The following is a 16,721-nucleotide window of genomic DNA, read 5'->3' as shown; positions in this document are numbered from 1 at the left end:
CCCGCCGCAACCGCATCGTCGCGGCGGTCACCTCGAGCACCGAGCTCAGTGCGGGGCAGCTCGACCGCCTCGCGGCGATCCTCGGACAGGCGTACGGCGGCGAGGTCCAGGTCAACGCGACGGTCGATCCCGCAGTCCTCGGTGGGCTGCGGATCCAGATCGGGTCCGATGTCGTGGACTCCACCATGCTGTCCCGGCTCGACGACGCCCGACGACGACTTGCCAGCTGACGCAGCGCTCAGCACCTCACGACACCAGAAACTTGAACGACCGCTCCTCGGAGCGGGAGTTCGTCTCACGACAGGAGATAAGCAATGGCTGAGCTGACGATCCGGCCCGACGAGATCAGGGCCGCGCTGGACAGCTTCGTGAAGTCCTACGAGCCGAAGGGCACGATCACCGAAGAGGTTGGTCGCGTCACCCTCGCGGGCGACGGCATCGCCCAGGTCGAGGGCCTTCCGGGCGCGATGGCCAATGAGTTGTTGACGTTCGAGGACGGCACGCTCGGCCTCGCGCTCAACCTCGACGTGCGCGAGATCGGCGTGGTTGTCCTCGGCGAGTTCACCGGGATCGAGGAGGGCCAGGAGGTCCGCCGCACGGGCGAGGTCCTGTCGGTCGCCGTCGGCGACGGCTACCTCGGCCGCGTCGTGGACCCGCTCGGCACCCCGATCGACGGACTCGGCGAGGTCGCCACGACCGGCCGCCGTGCCCTGGAGCTCCAGGCTCCCGGCGTGATGGCGCGCAAGAGCGTGCACGAGCCGCTGCAGACCGGCCTCAAGGCCATCGACGCGATGATCCCGATCGGCCGCGGCCAGCGCCAGTTGATCATCGGGGACCGCCAGACGGGCAAGACGGCGGTCGCGATCGACACGATCATCAACCAGAAGGCGAACTGGGAGACCGGCGACCCGAACAAGCAGGTCCGCTGCATCTACGTCGCCATCGGCCAGAAGGGCTCCACGATCGCCGCCGTTCGCGGCGCGCTCGAGGAGGCCGGCGCGCTGGAGTACACGACCATCGTCGCGGCTCCCGCCTCCGACCCGGCCGGCTTCAAGTACCTCGCGCCGTACACCGGTTCGGCCATCGGCCAGCACTGGATGTACGAGGGCAAGCACGTCCTGATCATCTTCGACGACCTGTCCAAGCAGGCCGAGGCGTACCGCGCCGTGTCGCTGCTGCTGCGGCGTCCGCCGGGCCGCGAGGCCTACCCGGGTGATGTCTTCTACCTGCACTCGCGCCTGCTCGAGCGTTGCGCGAAGCTGAACGACGAGCTCGGCGCGGGATCGATGACCGGCCTGCCGATCATCGAGACCAAGGCCAACGACGTCTCGGCGTACATCCCGACGAACGTCATCTCGATCACCGACGGGCAGATCTTCCTGCAGTCGGACCTGTTCAACGCCGACCAGCGCCCCGCCGTCGACGTCGGTATCTCGGTGTCGCGCGTCGGTGGTTCCGCGCAGGTCAAGGCCATGAAGAAGGTCTCCGGGACGCTCAAGCTGGACCTCGCGCAGTTCCGCTCGCTCGAGGCCTTCGCGATGTTCGCCTCGGACCTCGACCCCGCCTCGCGCGCCCAGCTCACCCGGGGTGCCCGCCTGATGGAGCTGCTCAAGCAGCCTCAGTACACGCCGTTCCCGGTCTCCGACCAGGTCGCGTCGATCTGGGCCGGCACCAAGGGCAAGCTCGACGACGTGCCGATCGAGGACGTTCGTCGGTTCGAGTCCGAGCTGATCGACCACCTGCGCCGCAACACCGAGGTGCTCGCCACGATCGACGCGTCGGGCAAGCTTGAGGACGACACGGAGGCTGCGCTGGACGCCGCCGTCGGCGTCTTCCGCGACGGCTTCCTCAAGGGCGACGGCACTCCGCTGGTCGGCGCCGGCGACGAGGCCGACGTCGAGGTCGTGCAGGAGCAGATCGTCCGGCAGAAGAAGGCCTGAGCGTGGGCGGCCAGCAGCGCGTCTTCCGGGAGCGGATCCGGTCGACACAGTCGCTCAAGAAGATCTTCCGTGCGATGGAGCTCATCGCGGCGTCGCGCATCGGCAAGGCGCGTGGGCGGGTCACGGCGGCGACGCCGTACGCCCGCGCAATCACCCGGGCGGTCTCGGCCGTCGCGACGCACTCCAATGTGACCCACCCGCTGACGACCGAGCGGACCGACACGAAGCGCGTCGCAATCCTGGTCGCGGCGTCGGACCGCGGGATGGCCGGGGCGTACTCCGCAAGCGTGATCCGCGAGGCAGAGAAGCTGGCGGATCAGCTCACGGCGCAAGGCAAGGAGATCGCGCTCTATGTGACCGGTCGGCGCGCGCTGTCCTACTTCGCGTTCCGCGGTCGGGAGGTCGTGCGCAGCTGGGTCGGTGACTCGGACGCGCCGACCTACGGGACCGCGGAGGAGGTCGCGGACGCGCTGCTCGAGGCGTTCGAGGCGCCGGTCGCCGAGGGTGGCGTCGCCGAGCTGCACATCGTGTACACGCAGTTCGTCAACATGGTCACCCAGGTGCCGCGCGTCATCCGGATGCTTCCGTTGGAGGTCGTCGAGGGCGTGGTGCCGGCGGGAGCCGGCGAGACGTTACCGCTGTACGAGTTCGAGCCCTCGGCCGAGGACGTCCTCAACACGCTGCTCCCGCGGTACGTGCGCAGCCGGATCTACAGCTGCCTGCTCCAGGCGGGCGCCTCGGAGCTGGCGTCCCGGCAGCGTGCGATGCACACGGCAACCGAAAACGCGGAGGACCTGATCCGCGACTACACCCGGCTGGCCAACCAGGCGCGCCAGGGCGAGATCACCCAGGAGATCAGCGAGATCGTGTCGGGCGCCGACGCACTCGCCTCCTGAACACCCATTTCACGCACAGACCTACCGGGGCACGCTCCGGGCGAACGGAGTGAGAGACACATGACAGCCACCGCCACCAAAGCAGGCGCCGAGCGCGCGGGCGGGCCCGGCCTGGGCCGCGTCGCCCGGGTGATCGGACCCGTCGTGGACATCGAGTTCCCGGCGGACGCGATCCCCGAGATGTACAACGCGCTCAAGGTCGACATCGACCTCTCCTCGCAGGGCGAGGGCGAGAACTCGTTCACCATGACGCTCGAGGTTGCCCAGCACCTCGGCGACTCGATGGTGCGCGCGATCGCGCTCAAGCCGACCGACGGACTGGTCCGCGGCGCGATCGTCACCGACACCGGAGAGGCCATCAGCGTCCCCGTCGGAGACGTCACGCTGAGCCATGTCTGGGACGTCACGGGCGAGCTGCTCAACGGCAAGGAGGGCGAGAAGCTCGAGATCACCGAGCGCTGGCCGATCCACCGCAAGCCCCCGGCCTTCGACCAGCTCGAGTCGAAGACCCAGATGTTCGAGACCGGCATCAAGGTCATCGACCTGCTCACGCCGTACGTGCTCGGCGGGAAGATCGGCCTGTTCGGCGGGGCCGGCGTCGGCAAGACGGTCCTGATCCAGGAGATGATCTACCGCGTCGCGACCGGCCACAACGGTGTGTCGGTGTTCGCCGGGGTCGGGGAGCGCACGCGTGAGGGCAACGACCTCATCGCTGAGATGACCGAGTCGGGCGTCATCAAGCAGACCGCTCTAGTGTTCGGCCAGATGGACGAGCCGCCGGGCACGCGTCTTCGCGTCGCCCTGTCGGCACTGACGATGGCGGAGTACTTCCGCGACGTGCAGCAGAAGGATGTGCTGCTCTTCATCGACAACATCTTCCGCTTCACGCAGGCGGGCTCCGAGGTCTCCACGCTGCTCGGCCGCATGCCGTCCGCGGTCGGCTACCAGCCGAACCTCGCCGACGAGATGGGCCAGCTCCAGGAGCGGATCACCTCCACGCGCGGCCACTCGATCACCTCGCTGCAGGCGATCTACGTGCCCGCCGACGACTACACCGACCCGGCGCCGGCCACCACGTTCGCGCACCTGGACGCCACCACCGAGCTCTCTCGTGAGATCGCGTCGCGCGGCCTGTACCCGGCCGTCGACCCGCTCGCGTCGAGCTCGCGGGTGCTCGACCCGCGCTACGTCGGCCAGGCGCACTACGACACCGCGACGCGCATCAAGCAGATTCTCCAGCGCAACAAGGAGCTGCAGGACATCATCGCGATCCTCGGGGTCGACGAGCTGTCCGAGGAGGACAAGACGGTCGTCTACCGCGCCCGTCGCATCCAGCAGTTCCTCTCCCAGAACACCTACATGGCCACCCAGTTCACCGGTGTCGCGGGTTCGACGGTCCCGATGGCGGAGACCATCGAGGCGTTCTCCCGGATCGCCGACGGGGAGTTCGACCACATCTCCGAGCAGGCGTTCTTCAACATCGGGGGCCTCGAGGACCTTGAGCGGAACTGGGCCCGCATCCAGAAGGAATACGGCGTCTGATGGCAGTCCTGAACGTCGAACTGGTTGCGGCCGATCGCAAGGTCTGGTCGGGCGAGGCAAGTTCGGTCATCGCACCGTCGACCGAGGGCGAGATCGGGATCCTGCCTGGTCATGAGCCCCTGCTCGCTGTGCTCAGGGAGGGGCAGGTCCGGGTCACTCCGGTGACCGGCGAGAAGTTCGAGGGGACGGTCGACGGCGGGTTCCTGTCCGTGGACTCCAACCGGGTGACAATCGTGGCGGACTCCGTCACGGTCGCCACCGGCGACTCGACGAGCTGAGCGGGGCCAGGCAGTGGCGGTGACGATCCTCGAACTGGTGGTCGTTGCTGCCCTGCTGGTCGTGCTCGGCACGCTCGGACTGGGCGTCTCGCGCCTGCGCACGCTCTCCGGGCGGGTCGGCTCGTTCGTGTGCGGCGCGCGCCCGGCGGAGCCGCCGGGCCGCGCCGTCGTCGCGGGGATCGCGCAGTACGGCGCCGGTCGGCTCGACTGGTGGCGCTCGTGGTCGCTCGCCCCCAGACCGACCCGCTCGTGGCAGCGCTCCGAGATGGTCGTGACCGGTCGCGTCCCGCTGGCGAACCCGGGCCGCCCGGATCTGTACCTCGTGCGATGTACGCATCGCGGCGTGGACTTCGAGCTCACGATGTCCCCCGACGCGTACGCCGGGCTGACGTCGTGGCTCGAGTCGGCGCCGCCGAGCGCCATCTCGCGCGTCATCTGACAGCTCCACCGAAGAGGAAACCCACAGTGCGGCTCGTGATCGCGACGTGCTCGGCCGACTACTCCGGCCGGCTCAACGCCCATCTCCCGCTCGCGAAGCGACTGCTGGTGGTCAAGGCGGACGGCAGCGTCCTGCTGCACTCCGACGGCGGCTCATACAAGCCGCTGAACTGGATGAGCCCGCCCTGCACGCTCGTGGTCGGCGTGCCCGACGACGACGCCGCGGCGCGCGGCGTCGCGGCGACCTGGGTCGTCCAGCACGCCAAGAGCGACGACCGGCTCGAGATCGAGCTGCACGACGTGCTGCACGACTCCGCGCACGACCTCGGCGTCGACCCGGGCCTGATCAAGGACGGCGTCGAGGCCCACCTGCAGGCGTTGCTCGCCGCGCAGATCGCCCTGCTGGGCGCCGGGCACAGCCTGGTGCGGCGCGAGTTCCCGACCGCCATCGGGCCGGTCGACATCCTGGCGCGGGACCCCGCCGGCGGCACGGTCGCCGTGGAGATCAAGCGGCGCGGTGACATCGACGGCGTCGAGCAGCTGACGCGCTACCTCGAGCTGCTGAACCGCGACCCGCACCTGGCGCCCGTGCGCGGCGTGTTCGCGGCGCAGGAGATCAAGCCGCAGGCCCGGGTGCTGGCCACGGACCGCGGTATCGGGTGCCTCGTGCTCGACTACGACGCGATGCGCGGCGTGGACGACGTCGACGAGCGGCTTTTCTAGCCCTCGTCGCACCATCCTCTCGCCATCCTCTCGCCATCCTCTCGCCTCTCTCGAGTCCGACAGTTTCCGCAGGTCCGGGCCGCGGCGCCGCACGGCGCGCGATACTGTCGCCATGACTACTGCCGTTCCTGAGGTTCTGCGTGGCTGCGTGGTGACACCCGAGCGGGTGATCGACGACGGTGCGATCGTGCTCGAGGACGGCCGGATCGTCTGGGTCGGTGCCGCAGCGAGCGCAACCCATCCGGCGGTGCTTACCGACGCGGTCGCCGCGACGCCGGCGCCGCCACCGGGAACGACCCTGCTCCCCGGGCTCGTCGACCTGCACAACCACGGCGGCGGCGGCGCGAGCTTTCCCGACGCGGTCGACGTCGACGACGCGCGCCGTGCCGCCCACGAGCACCTGGTGCACGGCACGACGAGCCTGGTGGCCTCCCTCGTTACCGCCGACGCCGAGACCCTCGTCGCGCGCGCCGCGCTGCTCGCCGACCTGGCCGACGCCGGTGAGATCGCCGGGATCCACCTCGAAGGGCCGTTCCTGTCCCGGGCCCGGTGCGGCGCCCAGAACCCCGCGGACATGCTGCCCGGCAACCCCCGGCTGGTCGCGAGGATCGCCGAGGCCGCCCGCGGGCATCTCGTGACGATGACCATCGCGCCCGAGATCGCCGGGGTCCGCGGACCGGGCGGCGTGATCGAGGCCCTCGCCGCAGCCGGCGCGGTGCCGTCCTTCGGGCACACGAACGCGAGCGCGGAGGAGGTCGATGACGCCGTCGCGCAGGCGCGGGCCGCGCTGGCGGCGGCCGGCTCGAGGTCGGCGCGGCCGACGGCGACGCACCTGTTCAACGGGATGCGCCCCCTGCACCACCGCGACCCCGGCCCGATCGCCGCGTGCCTCGCGGCGGCCGGCCGCGGCGAGCTGGTCGTCGAGCTCATCGCGGATGGCACGCACCTCGCCCCCGGGATGGTCCATGCGGTGTTCGACCTCGTCGGCGCCCGCTCGATCGCGCTGGTCACGGATGCGATGGCCGCGGCCGGCATGCCGGACGGCACCTACGACCTGGGCCCGATGCGGGTCCGGGTCGCCCAGGGCGTCGCGCGGCTCGCCGACGGCGACGCGATCGCCGGCGGCACGGCCCACCTGCTCGACGTCGTGCGGTGCACGGTCGAGGCAGGGGTCCCGCTCGAGGTCGCGGTCCGCTCGGCGAGCCTGACCCCGGCGACCGTGCTCGGACGGGCGGACATCGGCGCACTCGAGGTCGGACGCCGCGCCGACGTCGTCGTCGTCGACGGGTCGCTGAGGCCGCTGGCCGTGCTGCGCGCGGGGCAGTGGGTCGTCGAGCCGGTGACCTGACCCCCACTCTCGACGTGTCAGACCCAGCGCGCGCTAGGAACCGCGCAGCGTCTGACAAGTCGGGGGGTGGGTCAGGCTTCGGGGGCGGGGCGTTCGGGCGTGTCGACCGAGCATGCGGACCTGCCGCGACGGCCCAACGGGCTGGGTGTGTGGCTGGGTGTATCGAACGTGCACCCATGGTGCACTTTGGCTACACCCAGCGATACACCCAGCCCGTTGGGTCGCCCGGACACGGCAGGCTGACACAGAGGGTTCGATCGGCGAACTCGACGGAACATGGCGAACTCGCGTCCGGTCGGCGCCCCGGCGGCCCGAGAGATCGCGCCGGGCGGTCAGGCTCCGGTGGTGTCGCCCAGGGAGTCGCGGACCGCGATCGCCAGGCCCGGGGCGAGGGGGAGCAGCGGCAGGAGCGTGGCCTGGAAGGCGTGGTAGATGTCCGGCTTGCCCGGCCAGACCTTGGCGCTCGGCACGTTCGACTCGTCGAGCTCGTGGTGCCAGGACCCGCGCCCGAGGTCGATCAGGTGCTCACCGGTGTAGTCCCACCATCGCGCGTAGTCCGACGCGTACCGCGGATCGCCGGTCGACCGGAACAGCGCGGCCGCGGCACCGATCGCCTCGGCGGCGACCCAGTGCATGCGCGTGCGCACCACGGGCGCTCCTGCCCAGTCCGTCGTGTAGACGAAGCCCGGGGCGCCATCGACCGCCCAGCCGTCGCGCACCGCCCGGTCGTACAGCGCGACGGCGGCCGCGCCGAGTGTCCCCGGCGCGCGGTCGGGCAGCGCGGCGTCAACCTGCAGCAGCAGGCGCGACCACTCCAGGCCGTGCCCGACGGTCGCGCCGTACGGCTTGAACGGGTCGTCGGGGCGATCCCGGTTGAGCTCGGGCTGCGGCACCCAGGCCGAGTCGAAGTGCTCCGGGATGCGCCAGTCGTTCTCGGACGCCCAGCCCGCCACGGTGTCGGCGATGACGCCCGCGCGTTCGTGCCAGCGCGGGTCGCCGGTCGCGTCGCCGGCCGCCAGCAGCGCCTCGACCGAGTGCATGTTGGCGTTCACGCCGCGGTACGGGTCGAGCGTGGTCCAGGTGCGGTCCCACTCGTCCGCGTTCATGCCGGCCGTCGGTTCCCAGAACCTGGTGTCGAGAACCTCGAGTGCGTCCGCGAGCAGCTCGCTCGCGCCGTCGATCTGGGCGACCGTCCCGGTCGAGGCGGCCAGCACGACGAACGCGTGCGCGTAGGCGCTCTTGGTCGTGTCGGGGGTGCCGTCGGCGGCGATCGAGGCGAACCAGCCGCCATGCTCGTCGTCGTGCAGCGCGGTGCGCAGGGCCGCGATGGCGCGCGTCGCGATCGGCCCGCTCCCCGGGATGCCGAGCAGGTGCCCGAGCGCGTAGACGTGCGCGGTGCGCGCGGTGATCCAGGTGAAGATGCCGCGCTCGGGCTCGACGGCGCCGTCGTCGTCGAGCCAGCCGGCCCCGCGGGTGCTCGGGACGGCGCCCCGGCCGAAGTCGAGCAGGCGCAGCGCCTCGCCGTGCAGCCACCGCTGGTGGCTGAGCTGTTCTGTCCAGATCTTCATCGGGTTCCTCCATCGGTGCGGCCGGGCGCCGGGAGTGCTCGCCCAAGACTGTGGTCGTTCGGACCGTTCAGGGCGCGCTCGCACGGGCGAGTGAGCCGCTGCCGGACTCAACGAGGTTCTCCGGCAGGCGCAGGCCCTGGCGCAACGGCACGAGCTCGGCCTGCAGCACGATGGCCGCGGCGCCGATCGCGGGCGACATGGCCGCGGAGCGCGAGAGCTGGACGGTGATCCGGTGCGTCGCCCGGGCGAAGAACGACCGGTCGAGCTCCGCCTGGACCACGGGGAGGTAGATCGGCCCGGCGATGGCGAGGCTCGGCCCGGTGAGCACCACCAGGTCGAGGTCCAGGACGTTCGCGAGCGTGCGGGTCGCGATGGCGAGGTACCGCGCCGACGCCTCGAGCAGGTTCATCGCTCCCGGTTCGCCGCGGCGCGCGGCGCGCACCACGGCAGCGAACGCGGACGCGGTCGACGAGCGAGGGGACTCGCCCGCCTGGTCCAGACCGGTTGCGCGAGCGATCTCCCCGTCCGCGCGAGCGGCCGCGACGACGGCGGCCGGCCCGGCTACCACCTCGGTGCACCCGCGAGCACCGCACCAGCACTCGGGCCCGTCGACGTCGAGACAGATGTGCCCGATCTCGCCCGCGTTGCCGCTCGCGCCCCGGTAGGCACTGCCGTTCACGATCAGGCCCGCACCGATGCCGGCCCCCATGAACACCGTGGCGAACGTCGTCGCCGCCCCGACCCCGCCGGACCAGTACTCGCCGATCGCGGACGCGGTGGCGTCGTTGTCGAGCATCACCGGCAGCCCGACGGCGGTCTCCAGGACGCCGGCCAGCGGGAAGTCGTTCCAGTGCGCCATCGACGGCGGAGTCAGGCGCATCCCGCCGGCCGGGGTCATCGGGCCGGGGGACACCAGCCCGAGGCCGAGCACGCGCGAGCGGTCGACGCCGACCCCCTCGATCAGCGCCTGGACCTCGCGGGCGATCCGGGCCACCACCACGGGCGGGTCCGCGACACCGGCGCCGGCCCGGGACATCCGCGCGACGACCGCCCCGCCGAGGTTGGTCAGGACGTAGGAGATGCCCGAGTGGTCCAGGTGCACCCCGACGGCGAACCGCGAGGAGAGGTTGAGCTGGAGCAGCACGCGCGGCTTGCCGCCGGTGGACTCGGCATGTCCGGTCTCGAGGACCAGACCGTCGTCGATCAGGCGCCGCACGACCGTCGAGATCGTCGCGCCGGTGAGCCCGGTGGCAGAGGTGAGGCCGACCCGGCTGATCGTGCCGGCTGCCCGGATCACGTCGAGCACCGCCGACCTCGAGGTCGCGTGCGGCATCGCCCGCGGGAGTGTGCTCACCGCCGCTGCCTCCTCACCTCGTCGATCGCGCCCCTGAAAGATACCCAACCGGCGGCGGTGACGGGGTCGGCCGGCCGGTCGCCGGGCCGCGAGCCGGCGCTCCGGGTTGGGCGCCGCTTCGGCGAGCAGCCGGCACCCCATCGCGATCATCCCGGCGAATCCACCCAAAGCGGGATGATACGCCCTAACTTTAAGTCTGTGGGATGTCCGCGGGTGAGTCACGCGAGCACCCACCGCGACCGCGACCGCGACCGCGAACTCCCCGCCAAGGAGCACCACATGCACCGGAAATCTCTGCTGCGTCGGTTGGTACTGGCCGCCGTCTGCGTCACGGCCCTGGCCGTTCCCGTCGCCCTGGGCTCGACCGCCTCGGCAGCGATCGCAGGCCCTGTCACCTGGCAGGTCCGCGTCGGCGCCGAGTCGCCTGACATGGCCGTCAGCGCGATGAAGTTCTTGCCGCGGGAGGTCTGGGTCGACGTCGGCGACACCGTCCGCTGGACTGCGGGCAGCGCCGAGCCGCACACCGTCACGTTCCTCGCCCCGGGAACCTCACTGCCCGCGTTCAACCCGTTCGACCCGTCGCAGACGACGCTTCAGGGCGCCTCGAGCTACGACGGCACCGCCCTCGCGAGCTCCGGGATCGTTGCCACCCAGCCGATCTTCGTGTTCACCGACCCGGCGTCCGGCTACAACCTGACCTTTACCGCGACCGGCGACTTCACGTACTACTGCCTGTTGCACGGCGTGATGATGACCGGCGTCGTGCACGTCCGCGCGGCCGGCACTGCCTACCCGTACACCCAGCAGGACTACAACCGGGCCGGCAACCAGCAGGCCGCGGCAGCGCTCCTCGCTGGACGCACCGCCTATCGCCAGGCAAGGCAGGCGCACGCCACCACCGGCTCACAGGTACAGGTCGGGATTGACGGAGAAGGCTTCGGGGTCTCCCGGTTCGTGCGTGACAACGTCGTCGTGCACGTGGGGCAGACCGTGTCGTTCACCGCCGGGCCCGGCGCGCCGCACACGGTCACCTTCGGCCAGGAGCCGCCCGGACTCGCCATCCTCGCTCCGTCCGGCGACCCGACCCACTTCGGCGGCGGCGACCTCAACAGCGGGGTGCTTACTCCTGGGGTCCCGTTCACCGTGACCTTCACCGCCGCGGGCAAGTACCACTACATCTGTGCCATCCACGACGGCATGGGGATGGTGGGCGACGTCGTGGTCGTCCCCTGACCCCTGCACCGAGGTCAAGCCCACCCGGCTCACGCCAGGGTGGGCTTGACCTTGGCGAGCCGGCCCGAGAGTCCCGGTTGCAGGGGGCCGGCGGCCAGCTCCGCCGACGACCAGCGGGCGCGCGCTGTGACTGACGGGTTTGCTCAGGAGCGGCCGACGACCGTGTCCAGCCAGAGCTCGGCGAGCCGGGCGTGCCCGAGGTCGGTGGGGTGCACGCCGTCGTCGGCCAGGGCCGCGGCGCCGAGCTCGGCGGCCTGCCGGGTCAGCTCGACGTCGGCCGGCACGAGGATCGCGTCGTAGTCCGCGGCGAGCCTGCGCACGACGTCGATCTTCGGGTCGAGGTCCTCGCGCCAGGCTCGCTGGGCGACCGAGACGGGGAGCAGGAAGGGCTCGATCAGCACGAGGCGAGACCCGGCGGAGGCGAGCGCGTCGAGCAGGCGTCGGTACCCGGCCTCGAACTGCGCCACGGGCGTCTCGGCGTTCTCGTCGTAGCGCCGCCAGGTGTCGTTGATGCCGACCAGGATCGAGACGAGGTCGGCGCGATGGTCGAGCACGTCGACCTGCCAACGCGGCTCGAGGTCGACGACGCGATCCCCGCTGATGCCCTCGTTGAGGATCCGTGCCCCGCCGACCCGGGCGTCGGACGCGATCGCGCGCACGTAGCCGGAGCCCAGATGTCCGTCGGCGTCCTCGCGCCGCCCGCAGTCGGTGACGCTGTCACCGGTGAAGAGGATGGTCGAGCCGGGTCCGAGCTGCGTGGTCATGGTTCTCCGGTCTGCGGTGACGGGCGCAAGCATGTCAACCTAGCCGCACGCGAACGGGCGATCGTTCGAACGACCGAAGGACAACGGGGTGCACAGTGATCCGGGTCATCCTCGACACCGATCTTGCGATGGGCGCGCTCGGGTCCGAGATCGACGACGGCTTCGCGCTCGCGCTCGCGGTCGCCGAGCCGGAGGTCGCCGTCGAGCTCGTCACGACCGTCAACGGCAACACCGACGTCGAGAGCGCCACCCTGCTCAGCATCGAGCTGCTCGACCGCCTCGGACGGTCGGACGTCCCGGTCGTGCGCGGCGCCGCGGCCCCGCTGCTCCACCCGGGCGCCGCCCGCGGGGCGCCGGACCAGCTCCGCGCGGCACTCGGTCACCACCGCGCGAGCCCCGGCTACGCGGCCGCCGAGATCGCGCGCCGCGTCCTGGCGGCCCCGGGCGAGATCACGATCGTCGCGATCGGCCCGCTGACCAACATCGCCGCTGCGCTCAACCTCGAGCCCCGGCTCGCGGGTGCGGTCAAGGAGATCGTCGTGATGGGCGGGGTGTACCTCAGCGGAGCGCACACCCGCCGGATGCCGGGGGAGTTCAACTTCTGGTCCGATCCGGAGGCCGCGAGCGCGGTGCTCGACTCCGGGGCGCCGGTGCGCCTGGTCGGCCTCGACGTCACCCTCCGGGTGCGCCTGACGCGCGACGACGCCGCCGCGATGGCGGCGAGCGGTCGATCCTTCGGCGAGCTCGCGGGCCGGCAGACCCTCGCGTGGATCGACCACATGCACGCGGAGAACCCCGGCGACGCGCGGTCCGCGGACTCGTGTGCGATGCACGACCCGCTCGCGATGGCGGTCGTCGGCCGACCCGGGCTCGTCACCTGGCGCCCCGCGCACGTCGAGGTCGTGACCGGGTCGGGCATCGCTCGCGGCGTCGCGGTCACGGACCTGCTCACCTTCGACGACCCGCCCGCGCCGAACTGCCAGATCGCGGTCGACGTCGACGTCGAAGCCTTCCGTCGGTACTTCCTGGACCGCATCGCCGCGCTCTGACCGGCGGCCGGGTGGTCCTCGACCGCGCATACCTCGGCCGGGCGTGTTGACTTACTTTGTTCGGCAGCCTAAGAATGACCCGTACGCGGTGCGCCCGGCAATGATGCCTCGTCTCGAAGGCTCGGCCGCGCGAGGCGGCCGCAGAGCGCACGAGCAGATCGGGAGTGATCGGCGATGGATCGCCAGAACCTGCACGACGGCTGGACCCTGCAGTCCAGGAGCGGCCCTGTCCCGGCGACGATCGCGGGCCGCAGCATCCCCGCCGTGGTCCCGGGCAGCACGCACATCGACCTCCTCGCCGCGGGCCTGATCAGGGACCCCTACCTCGACCGCGTCGAGGCCGAGCTCGTCTGGATGCACCGCGCGAACTGGCGCTACGCGTCGGCGTTCCAGGCGCTCCCGGTCGGGCAGGACGAGCGGGTCGACCTCGTGTTCGACGGACTCGACACCGTCGCGACGATCACCCTGAACGGCACCGAGCTGGGCAGCACGGCCAACATGAACCGCAGCTACCGCTTCGACGTGCGCGCGCTCCTCGAGGCCGGCGCGAACGTCCTGACGGTGGACTTCCGGTCCGCCCTCGAGCACGCCGAGGAGGTCCAGCGCGCGGTCGACGCCCGCCCGCACACCAACGCGCACCCGTTCAACATGGTCCGCAAGATGGCCTGCAGCTTCGGCTGGGACTGGGGTCCGGACCTGCAGACCGCCGGGATCTACAAGCCCGTGCGCCTCGAGCGCTGGCGCACCGCCCGACTCTGCGAGGTGCGTCCCCTGGTCACCGTGGACGACGACGGTGCGGGCCGCGTCGCGGTGCACGTCGAGATCGAGCGATCCGGGCTGGGCGTGGCCGACGACGTCGATCTCGACCTCACCGCCGAGGTCGCCGGGCAGCACGCGCGCATGCGGATCCCCGCCGGGGCGAGCGCCGGCGTCGTCGTCGTACGCGTGCCCGACGTCGACCTGTGGTGGCCGGTCGGGCACGGCGAGCACCCGCTCTACGACCTCGACGTCGCGCTGACCAGCACCGGAACTGGGTCAGGAACCACAGACGAGCCCCTCGACACCTACACCCGCCGCATCGGCTTCCGCACGATCACCGTCGAGGTGACCCCGGACGAGAGCGGCACGCCGTTCACCGTCGTCGTCAACGGCAAGCCCATCTTCGCCAAGGGCGCGAACTGGATCCCGGACGACCATTTCCTCACCCGGATCACCCGCGACCAGCTCGTGCGACGGGTCGACCGAGCCGTCGGTGCGCACATGAACATGCTCCGCGTCTGGGGCGGCGGGGTGTATGAGTCCGAGGACTTCTACGACGTGTGCGACGAGCGCGGGATGCTCGTGTGGCAGGACTTCCTGTTCGCGTGCGCGGCGTACCCCCAGGAGGAGCCGCTGCGCAGCGAGGTCGAGGCCGAGGCGCGCGAGAACGTCGCCCGGCTGACCCCGCACGCCTCGCTCGCGCTGTGGAACGGTGCGAACGAGAACCTCTGGGGCTACGCCGACTGGGGCTGGCAGCAGTCGCTCGCGGGGCGCACCTGGGGCCTCGGCTACTACACCGAGCTGCTCCCGGCCATCGTCGCCGAGCTCGATCCGACCAGGTTCTACGCCGACGGCAGCCCGTACAGCCCCACCTTCTCGGCGAGCGGCGCGGTGCACCCGAACGACCCCGACCACGGCACGCGCCACGAGTGGGACGTCTGGAACAAGCTCGACTACCTGGCCTACCGCGACAACGTGCCGAGGTTCTGCTCCGAGTTCGGCTTCCAGGGCCCGCCCACCTGGGCGACGCTCACCCGATGGATCCACGACGAGCCGCTCACGCCCAGCTCGCCGTCGATCCTCACGCACCAGAAGGCGGCCGACGGCAACGGAAAGCTCGCGCGCGGCCTCGCGCCGCACCTGCCCGAGCCCACCACGTTCGAGGACTGGCACTGGGCCACCCAGCTCAACCAGTCCCGCGCGGTCGAGTTCGGCGTCGAGCACTTCCGCTCGTGGTGGCCGCGCACGGCCGGCGCGCTGGTCTGGCAGCTCAACGACTGCTGGCCGGTCACGTCCTGGGCCGCGGTCGACTCCGGCGAGCGGCCCAAGCCGCTGTGGTACGCCCTGCGCCATGCCTACGCGCCGCGCCTGCTGACCGTCCAGCCCCGCGGGGAGCACCTCGTCCTGGTCGCGGTGAACGACGACGACGCGCCGTGGAGCGGGGTGGTCAACCTCGAGCGCCAGACGTTCTCCGGCCGTACCTGCGCGGCCGCCGGCGTCGAGCTCCAGGTCCCGCCGCGTTCGGTCGTCGAGCTCGCCCTCCCCGAGACGTTGACCAGCCCGCAGGATCCGCGCGCGGAGATCCTCGTGGCCACCGCCGGGCCGGTGCGCACCGTGCACACCTTTGCCGAAGACCTCGACCTGGCCTACGACCCTGCGGCACTGACCGCGCAGGGGTTCCGCATCGAGGGCGGATACCGCGTCGACGTGCTCGCCGCGTCGTTCGCGCGGGACGTTGCGCTGCTCGCGGACCGGGTCGCGCCCGACGCCGAGGTGGACGAGATGCTCGTGCCCATGCTCGCCGGGGAACGTCGCTCGTTCGTCGTGCGCACCGCCGTCGAGGTCGATCCCGCCGAGCTCACCGGACCGCTCGTGCTCCGCTCGGCGAGCGGCGCGCCCGCCCCGGTGACCCGTGGCTGAGCCGCACCGGGGCAGGGGATGACCGAGGGGCTCGGAGCGGTCGGCCTGGTGCTCGCCCGGCCGGCCCGGCTGCTTGCCGTCGAGCCGTTCTTCATGGAGTTCATCACCGGCATCGAGGAGACCCTCGCGGAGCGGGACCTGTCGATCCTGCTGCACGTCGTGCCCGAGCAGGACGCCGAGGTGGAGACCTACCGGCGCTGGGCCGACCGGCGTCTGGTCGATGCCGTCATCGTGGTCAACCTCACCGTGGACGACCCGCGGCCCGCGGTGCTGCGCGAGCTCGGCCTGCCGAGCCTGCTCGTCGGGGTGTCGGGCCCGTCGGATGTTCCCGCGGTGCGCACGGACAACGAAGGTGCGGCGCGGGCTGCGCTCACGCACCTGCTCGAGCTGGGCCATCGCAGGATCGCCCGGGTGAGCGGGCCCGCGCAGCTGTTGCACACACGGCTTCGGACCGCGGCACTACTCGAGGGCGGCGCCGCCGTCGGGCTGGAGCCGGTCACCCTCGAGGGCGACTACTCCGACGACGCCGGCGTCGAGCTGACGCGCTGGCTGCTGGCCCGGCCGGCACCCCCGACGGTGATCATCTACGACAACGACGTGATGGCGGTCGCCGGGCTCCGCACCGCGCTCGGACTCGGTGTGGCGGTGCCCGACGAACTCAGCCTGCTCGCGTGGGACGACTCGGTGCTGTGCCGGCTCACCTCGCCCGCCCTGACGACCATCAGCGTGGACGTGCACGAGTTCGGCGTTCGCGTCGCGCGCTCGATCCTGGAGCTCCTCGACGGAGCGCCGGTCGCCGAACGCTGGTCGCCCAGCGCCCTGCTGATGCCCCGCGGCACGACGGCGGCTGCGCCCGGAAGCTGAATCCCCTGAATGCCCCCCGGTAACGTCCGAGCGTTGACGTCCTAT

The 16,721-nt window shown here is 71.5% G+C and carries 15 protein-coding genes; 12 read left to right on the top strand and 3 right to left on the bottom strand.

Going from position 1 to position 16,721, the window contains the following annotated elements; translation table 11 throughout:
• The 8 genes from VIM26_RS22315 to VIM26_RS22280 form a co-directional block, all read left to right on the top strand.
• The coding region (locus tag VIM26_RS22315) for a F0F1 ATP synthase subunit delta (protein ID WP_331955388.1) at window positions 1–230 on the top strand (230 nt) is incomplete at its 5' end.
• A gap of 84 nt (window positions 231–314) precedes the next feature.
• Complete coding sequence (atpA, locus tag VIM26_RS22310) at window positions 315–1,940, top strand: F0F1 ATP synthase subunit alpha (protein ID WP_331955387.1); 1,626 nt, start codon at window positions 315–317, stop codon at window positions 1,938–1,940.
• Between the two features lie 2 nt (window positions 1,941–1,942).
• Window positions 1,943–2,836: a F0F1 ATP synthase subunit gamma gene (locus tag VIM26_RS22305; protein WP_331955385.1), complete on the top strand. Its 894-nt coding sequence runs from the start codon at window positions 1,943–1,945 to the stop codon at window positions 2,834–2,836.
• A gap of 60 nt (window positions 2,837–2,896) precedes the next feature.
• The gene (gene atpD, locus VIM26_RS22300; protein ID WP_331955383.1) at window positions 2,897–4,378 is read left to right on the top strand and encodes a F0F1 ATP synthase subunit beta; all 1,482 of its coding nucleotides are present in this window, start codon (window positions 2,897–2,899) and stop codon (window positions 4,376–4,378) included.
• The gene (locus tag VIM26_RS22295; RefSeq protein WP_331955381.1) at window positions 4,378–4,656 is read left to right on the top strand and encodes a F0F1 ATP synthase subunit epsilon; all 279 of its coding nucleotides are present in this window, start codon (window positions 4,378–4,380) and stop codon (window positions 4,654–4,656) included. Before atpD ends, VIM26_RS22295 begins: the two co-directional genes overlap by 1 nt.
• Before the next feature lie 19 nt (window positions 4,657–4,675).
• Window positions 4,676–5,095, top strand: a complete 420-nt coding sequence (locus VIM26_RS22290) for a DUF2550 domain-containing protein (protein WP_331955379.1) — start codon at window positions 4,676–4,678, stop codon at window positions 5,093–5,095.
• Between the two features lie 26 nt (window positions 5,096–5,121).
• Window positions 5,122–5,817, top strand: coding sequence for an endonuclease NucS (nucS, locus tag VIM26_RS22285; protein WP_331955377.1), 696 nt, complete (start codon window positions 5,122–5,124; stop codon window positions 5,815–5,817).
• Window positions 5,818–5,929: 112 nt separating this feature from the next.
• The gene (locus tag VIM26_RS22280) at window positions 5,930–7,165 is read left to right on the top strand and encodes an N-acetylglucosamine-6-phosphate deacetylase (protein ID WP_331955375.1); all 1,236 of its coding nucleotides are present in this window, start codon (window positions 5,930–5,932) and stop codon (window positions 7,163–7,165) included.
• A 332-nt stretch (window positions 7,166–7,497) separates the two neighbouring features.
• Here VIM26_RS22280 and VIM26_RS22275 read toward each other — a convergent pair whose 3' ends face one another.
• Entirely contained in the window at window positions 7,498–8,733 is a 1,236-nt protein-coding gene (locus VIM26_RS22275) for an AGE family epimerase/isomerase (RefSeq protein WP_331955373.1), read from the bottom strand.
• Between the two features lie 67 nt (window positions 8,734–8,800).
• Window positions 8,801–10,087, bottom strand: a complete 1,287-nt coding sequence (locus VIM26_RS22270; RefSeq protein ID WP_331955371.1) for an ROK family transcriptional regulator — start codon at window positions 10,085–10,087, stop codon at window positions 8,801–8,803.
• 279 nt (window positions 10,088–10,366) lie between these two features.
• Here VIM26_RS22270 and VIM26_RS22265 point away from each other — a divergent pair, with 279 nt between their 5' ends.
• Entirely contained in the window at window positions 10,367–11,320 is a 954-nt protein-coding gene (locus VIM26_RS22265; RefSeq protein ID WP_331955369.1) for a plastocyanin/azurin family copper-binding protein, read from the top strand.
• Between the two features lie 143 nt (window positions 11,321–11,463).
• Here VIM26_RS22265 and VIM26_RS22260 read toward each other — a convergent pair whose 3' ends face one another.
• A complete protein-coding gene (locus VIM26_RS22260) occupies window positions 11,464–12,084 on the bottom strand; it encodes an SGNH/GDSL hydrolase family protein (RefSeq protein ID WP_331955367.1) in 621 nt (206 codons plus the stop codon).
• A 95-nt stretch (window positions 12,085–12,179) separates the two neighbouring features.
• Between VIM26_RS22260 and VIM26_RS22255 the strand changes: the two genes are divergently transcribed.
• The 3 genes from VIM26_RS22255 (at window position 12,180) to VIM26_RS22245 (ending at window position 16,676) form a co-directional block, all read left to right on the top strand.
• The gene (locus VIM26_RS22255) at window positions 12,180–13,133 is read left to right on the top strand and encodes a nucleoside hydrolase (RefSeq protein ID WP_331955365.1); all 954 of its coding nucleotides are present in this window, start codon (window positions 12,180–12,182) and stop codon (window positions 13,131–13,133) included.
• A 174-nt stretch (window positions 13,134–13,307) separates the two neighbouring features.
• Window positions 13,308–15,812, top strand: a complete 2,505-nt coding sequence (locus VIM26_RS22250; protein ID WP_331955363.1) for a glycoside hydrolase family 2 protein — start codon at window positions 13,308–13,310, stop codon at window positions 15,810–15,812.
• An 18-nt stretch (window positions 15,813–15,830) separates the two neighbouring features.
• Window positions 15,831–16,676, top strand: coding sequence for a LacI family DNA-binding transcriptional regulator (locus VIM26_RS22245; RefSeq protein WP_331955361.1), 846 nt, complete (start codon window positions 15,831–15,833; stop codon window positions 16,674–16,676).
• Window positions 16,677–16,721: the final 45 nt, after the last annotated feature.

Origin of the sequence: Pengzhenrongella sp. (assembly GCF_036565025.1) — a bacterium.
Lineage (GTDB): Bacteria > Actinomycetota > Actinomycetes > Actinomycetales > Cellulomonadaceae > Pengzhenrongella.
This window is presented reverse-complemented; position numbering and strand designations above follow the sequence as displayed.